This window comes from Micromonospora sp. WMMC273 (genome assembly GCF_027460285.1).
Lineage (GTDB): Bacteria > Actinomycetota > Actinomycetes > Mycobacteriales > Micromonosporaceae > Micromonospora > Micromonospora aurantiaca.
Map to the genome: position 1 here is coordinate 2,278,015 of NZ_JAPZBE010000001.1, position 10,469 is coordinate 2,288,483.

General features: G+C 75.0%; 7 protein-coding genes (1 of these 7 running past the window's edge). 6 read left to right on the forward strand and 1 reads right to left on the reverse strand.

Annotation, left to right across the window (positions count from 1 at the left end; genetic code table 11):
* Window positions 1-2,757 carry the 3' portion of a non-ribosomal peptide synthetase/MFS transporter gene (locus tag O7611_RS10595; RefSeq protein WP_269696714.1) on the forward strand. It extends 2,550 nt beyond the left edge of the window, so 2,757 of the gene's 5,307 nt are visible here — the last part of the coding sequence; its start codon lies off the left edge, out of view; the stop codon is at window positions 2,755-2,757.
* Here the strand turns inward: O7611_RS10595 and O7611_RS10600 are convergent.
* A complete protein-coding gene (locus O7611_RS10600; protein WP_269696715.1) occupies window positions 2,725-5,040 on the reverse strand; it encodes a lantibiotic dehydratase in 2,316 nt (771 codons plus the stop codon). The two genes, O7611_RS10595 and O7611_RS10600, sit on opposite strands and share 33 nt — an antisense overlap.
* A gap of 45 nt (window positions 5,041-5,085) precedes the next feature.
* Between O7611_RS10600 and O7611_RS10605 the strand changes: the two genes are divergently transcribed.
* The 5 genes from O7611_RS10605 (at window position 5,086) to O7611_RS10625 (ending at window position 10,453) form a co-directional block, all read left to right on the forward strand.
* The gene (locus O7611_RS10605; RefSeq protein WP_269696716.1) at window positions 5,086-6,096 is read left to right on the forward strand and encodes a 3-oxoacyl-ACP synthase III family protein; all 1,011 of its coding nucleotides are present in this window, start codon (window positions 5,086-5,088) and stop codon (window positions 6,094-6,096) included.
* A complete protein-coding gene (locus O7611_RS10610) occupies window positions 6,093-6,332 on the forward strand; it encodes an acyl carrier protein (RefSeq protein ID WP_018786864.1) in 240 nt (79 codons plus the stop codon). The genes O7611_RS10605 and O7611_RS10610 overlap by 4 nt, the downstream gene beginning before the upstream one ends.
* Window positions 6,329-7,231 carry a thiamine pyrophosphate-dependent dehydrogenase E1 component subunit alpha gene (locus O7611_RS10615; protein WP_269696717.1) on the forward strand — a complete coding sequence of 301 codons (903 nt, stop codon included), beginning with the start codon at window positions 6,329-6,331 and terminating at the stop codon, window positions 7,229-7,231. The genes O7611_RS10610 and O7611_RS10615 overlap by 4 nt, the downstream gene beginning before the upstream one ends.
* Complete coding sequence (locus O7611_RS10620) at window positions 7,228-9,288, forward strand: 2-oxo acid dehydrogenase subunit E2 (RefSeq protein ID WP_269696718.1); 2,061 nt, start codon at window positions 7,228-7,230, stop codon at window positions 9,286-9,288. The genes O7611_RS10615 and O7611_RS10620 overlap by 4 nt, the downstream gene beginning before the upstream one ends.
* 124 nt (window positions 9,289-9,412) lie before the next feature.
* Entirely contained in the window at window positions 9,413-10,453 is a 1,041-nt protein-coding gene (locus O7611_RS10625; RefSeq protein ID WP_228531757.1) for a class I SAM-dependent methyltransferase, read from the forward strand.
* Window positions 10,454-10,469 lie beyond the last annotated feature (16 nt).

Consider the following 10,469-nt stretch of genomic DNA (forward strand, 5'->3'; position numbering starts at 1 on the left):
GGCCGCATCGACGACCAGGTGAAACTGCGGGGCCTGCGGATCGAGCTGGGGGAGATCGCCGCAGTGCTGCGCGAACAGCCGGGCGTCGGTTCCGCCGCCGTCGTCGTGCGCGGCGCCACGCCCGCCGAGCAGCGCCTCGTGGCGTACCTGACGGGCGAGGCCCCGGAGCCGGCGGAACTGCGGGCGGCGCTGAAACGGCGGCTGCCGGAGTACATGGTGCCGTCGGCGTTCGTGACGCTCGACGCGCTGCCGCTGTCCGCAAACGGCAAACTCGACACCGCCGCGCTGCCCGCGCCCTCGTCCGGTGTCGCCCCCGCGCAGCGCCGTCCCCCGGTGACCCCGGTCGAGCAGACGGTGGCCGCCACCTGGCGCGACGTGCTCGGCGTACCCGAGGTGGGCCTGGACGACGACTTCTTCGAGCTGGGCGGGCACTCGCTGCTGGCGATCCGGATGCTGGCGCTGCTGCGCGAGGCGTACGGGCAGGTCGACGTCGGCGTGATGGACGTGTTCGCGCACCCGACGGTGCAGGGGCTGGCCGCGCTGATCGACGCCCCGGCGGACGGGGACCGGCAGCGCCCGCTGCTGTACGAGCTGACCCGGCCGGTCCCGGCGGACCAGCGGGTGCGCTCGTACGTGTGCGTGCCGTACGGCGGCGGGCTCGCCAGCATCTACCAGCCGCTCGCGGACGCGCTACCGGCCGGGCACACCTTGTTCTCCGTGGCGATCCCCGGCCACGACGTCGGCGTCCGCGACGCCGAGCTGCCCTTCGACGAGCTGGTCGAGCGGTGCGTGGCCGAGATCGAGGAGCGGGTGGACGGCCCGCTGGTCCTGTACGGCCACTGCGTCGGCGGCGCGCTGCTGACCGGTATCGCCCGGCGGCTGCACGAGCGGGGACGCCCGATCGAGGCGATCTACGCCGGTGGCGTGTTCCCGACCGCCCGGCCGGACAACATGCTCGGCCGGCTCGTCGACTGGGCCGACTCCCGGGGCGCCGACCGGCGGTACGAGACGTTCCTGCGCTCGATCGGCGCGGAACTGGCCGACCTGGACCAGGCGCAGGTCGACCGGTTCGTGCACCACGTACGCCGGGAGGCCGCCGAGGCGCAGGAGCGGTTCACCGGGTGGCTGGACGGCGAACCGGTCCGGGTGCCCGCACCGGTGATCTCCGTCGTCGGAACCCACGACGTGCTCACCGAGTACTACGAGGAGCGGTACCGCGAGTGGAGCTTCCTCGGCGAGTCCACCGCGCTCGTGGTGCTCGACGAGGCCGGGCACTACTTCGTCAAGCAGCGGGCCGAGGCGCTCGCCGAGGTGCTCACCCGCACCCATCCCCGGCTCGCCGCGCCGGCCGCCGCGCCGCGCCGCCTCGCCGGTGACGGCTGGGCACTGGCGGCCACCAGCACCGATCCGGTCACCGCCGAGACCGGCGTGCAACCGGGCGTACGCCGGTTCCTGGCGATCACCGCCAGCCAGCTCATCTCGTCGACCGGCTCGGCGCTGACCCAGTGGGCGGTGCCGGTCTGGGTCTACCTGGAGACCGGCTCGATGCTGTGGTTCGGCCTGTCCGGGGTGATCGCGTACCTGCCGGCGCTGCTGACGCTGCCGGTCGCCGGCGCGGTCGCGGACCGGTTCGACAGGCGCCGGGTGCTGCTGGCGGCGTGCGCGACGGCGGTGACCGCGGAGGCGCTGCTGGCGCTGCTGCTCTGGACCGACCGGCTCGGGCTGGCGGCCGTCTACACGCTCGTGTGCGTGCTCGGCGCGGCGTCGGTGTTCCAACGCATCACCTACCTGGCCGCGATCCCGCAGGTGGTGCCGAAGCGCTACCTGGGGCACGCCAACGGCATCGCGCAACTCGCGGTCGGGCTCAGCTCGCTCGCGGTGCCGCTGCTGGCTGCGGGACTGCTCGCCGCGATCGGCCTGGCCGGCGTCCTGGTGATCGACATCGTCAGCTACGTGGTGGCGATCGGTGTGCTGGCCGCGGTGCGGTTCCCCGACCTGCTCGGCCGGCGCCGCAAGGAGCCGTTCCTGGCCGAGCTGATCGGCGGTGCGCGGATGGCGTGGGCGGAGCCGGGCTTCCGGGCCATGCTGGGCTTCTTCTCGCTCTACAACCTGTGCCTGGCGAGCCTGCTGCTGGTGCCGCCGATGGTGCTCGCGTTCGGCACGATGGGTCAGGTCGGCACGGTGGCGTTCGCCGAGGCGCTCGGCGCCGTCCTCGGCGGGCTCGCCATCGCCGTGTGGGGCGGCCCGACCCGGCGCCGGATGCCCGCGCTGATCGCCATCGCGTTCGGCGTGGCGGTCAGCCTGGTGCTCAGCGGCGTCCGCCCGAGCCTGCTGCTGGTGGCGCTCGGCAGCTTCGGCGTGGGGCTGGGCCTGGGCCTGCACAACGGCATCTACCTGTCGATCATCCAGGTGAAGGTGCCGCAGCGGTTCCACGGCCGGGTGCTGGCGATCATCCAGACGCTGACCTGGGCGACGCTGCCGCTGGGCTTCGCCGTGCTGGTGCCGCTGAGCGGGTCGCTGCTGGAACCGATGTTCGCCCCCGGCGGGGCGCTGGCCGGCAGTGTCGGCGCGCTGATCGGCACCGGCCCCGGCCGGGGACTCGGGTTCGCGTTCGTGGTGTCCGGGCTGGCCCTGGCCGTGGTGGCGCTCGGCGCCTACGGTGTCCGCCGGTTGCGCCGGTTCGACACCGAGACCCCCGACGCGCCGGCGGACGCCACCGAGTGGCTACCGCACCTGCGCCGGGTCGACGATCTGTAGCCGCAGCTCCGAGGCGTACGCCCGGCCGGTCCCGTCGGTCAGCCAGGCGTCGTCCGGACCGGGCAGCAGCTCGGTGACGGTGAGCCCGACCTCGTCGCCGCCCTTGGCGTGCGCGCCGCGCAGCAGCGTGCACAGCAGCCGGGTGTAGACGCCGCTGGTCAGGTCCACGTAGCTGGGTTTGAGTTCGGTGTCGACCCGCACGAAGATCCGCTCGGGCAGGCCGAGCGCGAGCCGCCAGCGGCGTACCGTGAGGTAGCGTTCCCGCTCGCCCTTGACCGTGTGCAGGCCGGTCTCGCCCACAGTGGTGCGCCACGTCTCGCGGACCAGCACCAGGCCGTCGACCGTGATGCGCGGCGTGCGCCCGGCGTTGCCGGCCAGCTTCCACGTGTCGAACACCTGGTGGTCGAACAGCGGCGCGAACACCTCCAGCAGCGGCCACCGGCGCCCGTCGTCGGCGTGCGCGGTCAGCGTGCCGTCGTCGTCCGGCCGCACGGTCAGGGCGGTGATCGGCACGAGGCGGTCCGGGTCGGCGCCGGGCGCGTCGACGAACCCGAGCTGGGCGTCGGCGGGCCCGTGCAGCCACTCCGCGATCCGGGCGGTGTGCCGGGGCCAGTCCACCGGCGGCAGCAGCCGGACCCGGCCGCCGGGCAGGTCGGCGCGCATCCCGTCGCGCAGCCGCCGCGGGTCCGGGTGCCCGTACGCGAAGAAGTGCGTGTCGAACGCGGCCAGGGCCACGTGCAACTCGCCGAGCACGACGGTGAAGTCGCCGCGCAGCAGCGCCGCCTCGTCCGGGGCGCACACGTGCACGTCCGGGCTGTGGATGCGGGCGGCGGCCCAGCCGGGCGCGTCGGCGGGAAACGCGGCGGCGACCCGCTCGGTCAGGGCGGCGGCGTCGAACCGCAGCTCCCGGGCGTCGGAGTCGGCGTCGGCCAGGCCCAGCACCTCTGCCCACCGGTCCAGGAACTCGGCGGTGACTGCGGCGGCGGGCGGGTCCGTCCCGAACACCACCGCCTGCGCCAGGAACCACAGGTCGGCCACGGGCACGTCGTCGGTGGCCGACTCCGCCGCCAGGTCGCGGTACAGGGCGGCCAGCGCGTCGGCGTACGCCTGCCCGATCGCCGCGGTCAGCCACCGCGCCGACAGCAGCAGCGGTTCCAGCGGCGCGAGCCGTGCCAGCAGCGCGTCACCGAAGCGGACGTCCAGGTCGCGGACCGTCTCCAGGTGGCACAGCGTGCGCCCGGCGTACACCTCGCCGGGCTGCTGCCGCGCGTCCCGTCCGGTCAGTTCCACGAACCGCCGGTCCAGCGCGGACATCGCGGCGGCCAGCGCGTCCGGGCCGTCGGCGGCGGCCACCGCGTCGCGCAGGTCGCTCACCGTCGCGAGGTCGCCGAGCACCCGCTCGCGGACCGGGTCGTCGCCGATCGCGGCGAGCTGCTCGCGCAATGCGTCCTCGGCCGTGAGGTCGACCGGCAGGTCGAAGCCGATCCGGAGCACGCCGCGCCCGGCCAGGTCGTCGAGCTGCGCGTGCACGTCAGCGGCCCGGCGGAAGCCGCTCGCCGGGTCCGCGAGCAGCGCGGCGACCAGGTCGGCCACGCGCGGTCCGCGTCGCGCCAGCGTGAGCAGCGCGGCGGTCGCCGCCGGGAGCGTCTGCGGTGGATGGTGCGGGTGCCGCAGCACGCGGTCGCGCAGGCTCAGGTGCGGGGCGAGCCGCACCGGCAGCCAGTCCCGCACGCCTGGTACGCGGGCGAAGGCCGCCGCGAGCGCGTCCAGGCCCCACCGTTCCAGGAACACCTTCCGGGTACGCGTCAACGCCGCACCCTGACGCACCGTCGCGATCGGAGCGCTGCCGCCCAGCTCGATCCAGCAGATCGGCCCGAAGAAGCCCACCGTGTCGTTCTTCAGGCAGTACCGCTGCCAGTACTTCGCGACGACCTCCTCCCGGTGCCGGCGGCGCAGGTTGCGCGGGGCGTGCGGGCCGTCGCGCCGGATCGCGTCGACGGCGAGCAGGACCGCCGGGTTCTGCCAGGTCAGCGCCGTGCGGAAGGCGTCGTCGCAGGCGATGTCGTAGACCGCCTGCCCGAGGTCGGCAGCGGCGGCGTCGAACGCCGCAGCGAACTCCGCGGCGTCGCCGTCCCCGCGCAGGTGCCGGTCGGCCGCCTCCGCGAGCGCCGGAGCGGCGAACCGGCTCATCCCGTCGGCCGGAAAACCGGCCGACCGGAGCAACGCGGAACGCCATACGTGCCAAGGGGTTCCGGGCAGGGACGTGAGATGCTCTCGGGGCATGGGGGAATGGTAAGCAGCGGCGGATCTGCGGCGGGACGGTCGAGCATGAGCTTCGGGCTGGTGTCCTTCGGTGCGGCGCTCGGCGACCCGGCGCCCGTCGCCGACGTGGTGGCGCAGTACACCGACGACGTCAACCGCGTCCTCGGCTACGGCTACCGGCGGGTGCACCGCGCCGCGCCGGACGTCGGCCTGACCGACCTCGCCGAGCGGGCCGGCCGCCGCGCCCTGGACGCCGCCACGCTGCCCGCCGCGCGGGTGGACCTGCTGGTGCTCGCCGTCACCGACCTCACCGAACACCTCTACTGGGACGCCGCCGCCGACCTGGCGCACCGGCTCGGCGCGGCCGGTGCCGAAGCGGTGCTGCTCACCCAGGCGTGCACCACCGGCGTGCTCAGCCTCGACACCGTCGCCGGAAAGTTCGCCACCCACCCGGAGTACGCCACCGCGCTCGTGATCGCGGCCAACCGGACCTGCGAGACGTACTGGAACCGGATGGACACCCAGCCGATGGTGTTCTCCGACGGCGCGGTGGCCACAGTGGCCCGGCGCGGGCATCCCCGGCTGCGCTGGCAGGTCACCGAGGCCGCCACGGACGGCCGCTACGCCGGGTTCTACCGGCTCGACGGCGGTGGCGCGGCGGCGCCGTTCGCCCCCGGCGCCGAGCCGCCCGCCGCCCGCGACGTGTGGCACGTGATGGAGTTCTTCGACTACGACCCCGAGCAGTTCGCGCAGTACGCCCGCCACCTCGACGAGCGGATGGTGCGGGTCACCGAACGCGCCTGCGAGCGGGCCGGCGTCACCGTCGCCGACCTGGCGCGGCTGATCCTGGTCGCCGACAACGAACGCGCCATGACGTCGCTCGCCGAGGCACACAAGGTGCCGCCGGAGCGGACCAACCGGGAGCTGGCGGCCGAGTACGGGCATCTCGGCGCGGCGGATCAGTTGTTCGGACTGAGCCGTCTGCTCGACGCCGGTGAGCTGCACGACGGCGACCGGGTCGCGTTGATCTCGCTGGGCCGGGGCACCCACTGGGCCTGTACGATCATCGAGGTATGAGCATGTCCAGCCGGCTGGTGCGGCTCGTCGCCGACGTGCTGGAACTGCCCGTCGACCAGGTCGACGCGCAGACCGGCCCCGCGACCACCGCCGCGTGGGTGAGCCTGCGGCACCTCCAGATCGTCGCGGCCGTCGAGGACGCGTACCGGATCTCGCTGACGCCCCGGGAGATCCGCACCGTGCGGTCGGTGGCCGACCTGCGCGCGCTGCTCGCCCAGCGGGGCGTCCCGGAGTGAGCGTCGCGCCGGCCCCGCTCGACGACGCCGACCTCGGCGCCGGGCTGCTCATCCGCCGCTTCGAGGAGCACCTGCTGCGCCTGTACGCCGACGGTCACCTCGCCGGCACCACGCACACCTGCCTCGGCCAGGAGTACGTCCCGGTCGCGCTGGCCCCGCTGCTGACCGGCGACTTCGTGTTCAGCAACCACCGCGGCCACGGGCACTACCTGGCGCACTGCGGCGACCCGGAGGGCCTGCTGGCGGAACTACTCGGCCGCGACGGCGGGGTGTGCCACGGGTACGGCGGCAGCCAGCACCTGCGCCGGGACCGGTTCCTGTCCACCGGCGTGCAGGGGGAGAGCCTGCCCGCCGCTGTCGGCGTGGGACTGCACCTCAACCGCACCGGGCAGGACGCGATCGTGGTGGCGTACATCGGCGACGGGACCTGGGGCGAGGGTGCTGTCTACGAGGCGCTGAACATGGCCGCGCTGTGGCGGGTGCCGCTGCTCGTCGTGGTCGAGCACAACCGGATCGCCCAGTCCACCCCGACCACCGCGCAGCTCGCCGGCACCATCGCCGGCCGGGTCGCCGGGTTCGGCATCACCGTCAGCGAGTCCGGCTCGTTCGACCTCACCGAGGTACGCGCCGCCGCCGCGCCGCACGTCGAGCGGGTCCGCGCCACCCGGACGCCGCACGTGCTCGTGCAGCACACGGTCCGGCTCGGCCCGCACAGCAAGGGCGACGACACCCGGCCCGCCGACGAACTCGACCGGCTGCGCCGCCTCGACTGGCTCCAGCGGTACGCCGAGGCGTACCCGGAGCGGTTCGCGGCCGCCGACGCGCGGGCCCGGCAGCGGGTCGCGGAGGTCTCGGCCGAGGTGCTGGCTCGGCCGCTCGCGCGCGGAGCGGCGGCGTGACGCGCGCGGAACGGGTGAGCCGCAACCTCAACCGTGCCCTGCACGCGCTGTTCGCCGCCGACGAGCGGGCCTGGCTGCTGGGGGAGGACGTCGCCGACCCGTACGGCGGGGCGTTCAAGGTGACCCAGGGCCTCTCCACCGCCTACCCCGACCGGGTGCTGTCGACGCCGCTGAGCGAGAACGGCATCACCGGCGTCGCGGGTGGCCTGGCGCTGTGCGGCGACACAGTGATCGTCGAGATCATGTTCGGGGACTTCGCCGGTCTCGCCTTCGACCCGATCCTCAACCTGATCACCAAGTCCGTCGCCATGTACGGCGAGCGCACCCCGATGCGGGTGGTGATCCGCTGCCCGGTCGGCGGTGGGCGGGGCTACGGCGCGACGCACAGCCAGAGCCCGCAGAAGCACTTCATCGGCATCCCGCACCTCGCGCTCTACGAGCTGTCCCCGCTGCACGACGCGGCCGACGTGCTGGCCGCCGCGCTGCGCCGCGACGAACCGGCGATGCTGTTCGAGGACAAGATCCTCTACACCCGGCGGCGGTACGTGGACGGCCGCGTCGACGACCGCCTCGCCTTCGAGTTGCGCGGCGCGGACGGCAACTGGGCCCGCGTCCACGACCCGGACGCCACCGGCGCGCCCACGCTCGTCATCGCGCCGGGCGGGGTCGCCGACCGGGCGATCGCCGCCGCCACGCGGGCCGCCGAGCGGGGACGTCCGGTCGAGGTGCTGGTCCCGGCGCGGCTCTACCCGGTGGACGTGGACGGCCTGCGCGACCTGCTCGACGGCGCGCACGGCGTGATCGTCGCCGAGGAGAGCACCGCGGGCGGCACGTGGGGGAGCGAGGTCGCGGCCCGCCTGCACGCGGAGGCGTGGCCGCTGCTGCGCGGCCCGGTCGAGCTGGTCAGCTCCGCCGACCGGGTCATCCCGTCCGCGCCGCACCTGGAACAGGCCGTGCTGCTCGGCACCGACGCGATCCTGGACCGGATCATGCGCCTGCCCGCCCCGAGGACGGCGGCCGGCGACCGGGGTGGACGGACTGTCGCCGGCCCGGCGGCTCCGGCCGGCGTGTCTCCGGGCGTCCCGGTGGACGTACCCCGGCTCAACCCCAACGACGACAGCTACGTGCTGCTGGAATGGCTGGTCGCGGACGGCGCCACTGTCGAGGCCGGCGAGCCGGTCGCGGCGGTCGAGACGTCCAAGGCGATCGAGGAGCTCGCCGCGACGCAGGCCGGCGTGCTGCGCCAGGACGTGGCCGCCGGCGCCGACTGCGCCCCGGGCACGCCCATCGGCCGGATCCTGCCCGAGCCGGCCGTGCCCGCCCCGGTGGAGCCGCCGGGCGCGCCCGCTGCGGCGTACCCGGAGCCGGTCGAGGCCGTGGGGACGCGGACCGTGCCGCCGGGACGGCCGCTGCCACCGGCGCAGCGCCGCATCGCCGACGTGGTGTCCACCTCGCACCGGGAGATCCCGGTGGCCTTCACCGCCGTCCGCGTGGACGTGACGGCAGCGCTCGCGTACGCCCGCCGCGCCGCCGACGAGACCGGCGCGTCGGTCGGCCTGACCGAGGTCGTCATCGCCGCCGTGGCCGCGCTGCACGAGCGGTTCAGCGGCCTCTACGCCCGGCTCACCGGCGACGGGTTGGTGGTCGACGCGGAGGCGCCGTCGATCGGGCTCACCGTGGACGTCGGCACCGGACTGTTCCTGCCGGTGATCCGTGACGCGGCCGGACTGGACCTCGGCGACCTCGCCGACGCCGTGGTCGCGCTGCGGATGAAGGCGCTGCGCGGCCGGCTCCGCGAGGAGGACATGGCCGGCATGAACTTCCTGGTCGCGCTGAACGACACACCCGGCGTCACGGTGGCCCGGCCGGTCGTCCCGCCCGGCGTCACCTGCGCCCTGTCGGTGCCGGACGTGCACCGCGAGGTCGTGCTCGACGGCGACGGCGGGGTACGCGAGCGGACCGTGGCGGACCTGGGTCTGGCGTACGACCACCGGCTCGTGAACGGTGCGCAGGCCGGGGCGTACCTGGCCGCGCTCGCCGAGGTGCTGCAACGCTGACGGTCACTGCGGCCCGGCCGCCGTGCGGTCGTGGCGCGTGCCGGTTGCGACGCCGGACCGGTGAGAACCTTGCGGCAGCGGTGCCTCTGGCCGGGGGATGACCGAACCTGCATCATAGATGTCCATGAGTGCGCAGCAGTCCGCGGCCCGCATGTCGGTGGCCGGCCCGCAGCGCGACCGATGGGCCACTGTGCTCGGTCACGTCACTTCAGCGATCCCGGCCGGCACCGCCTACGTGCTCGTCGACGGCCACGAGCGCCACGCGACGGTGCTGGCCGACCGTCTGGCCGCCGCCCTGCGCGACGCGGGCCGCCCGCGCATACGACTCAGCCGGGCGATCTGCGCCGGCCCCGCCGACCTCCGTGGCGGACTCACCCCCGGTTCCGTCGTCATCGCCGCCGGCCCCGCCTGGCGGGCCCAGCTGCCCACCGGCCACTGGCACCTGACGATCCGGGTGCGCGGCGCCTCCCCGGAACGCGGACGCCGCCACCGGAGCGACGCCGCCGACATCGTGGTCGACCTGGCCGACCCCGCGTGGCCGGTGATCCGGCACATCGGCGCCTGGTTCACCCACACCGACGCCTGGTACCGCACGGAGACGCAGGCGTTCTTCGCCGCCCGCGCCGCCACCTGGGACACCGAGTCCGGCGACGACCTCACCGCGTACGCCGCCGCCGTCACCGACGCCGCCATCCCCACCGGAGCGAACGCCATCGACGTCGGCTGCGGAACCGGCCGCGCGCTACCGGCCCTGCGCGACGCCGTCGGACCAGCCGGCACCGTTCTCGGCGTCGATCTGACCCCCGCCATGATCGACGTAGCGCGCTCCCGCGCCCACGCCGCCGACGCCGCGCTCGCCCTGGCCGACGTCCGCCGCCTCCCCCTGCCCGGCCGCGCCGTCGACGCCGTCTTCGCCGCCGGCCTGCTCCTGCACCTGCCCGACACCGACGCCGGACTGCGCGAACTCGCCCGCGTCACCCGCCCCGGCGGCCGGCTCGTCCTCTTCCATCCCTCCGGCCGCACCGATCTCGCCGGTTGCGGCACGCATAGCGGTGATCCGCTCACCGAGACGTCCCTGCGCCTCGCCGCGCACCGCACCGGATGGCACCTCACCGGCTACGACGACCCGCCGCACCGGTTTCTCGCCCTCGCCACCCGGCGGTGACCTTTCGCGGATGAGC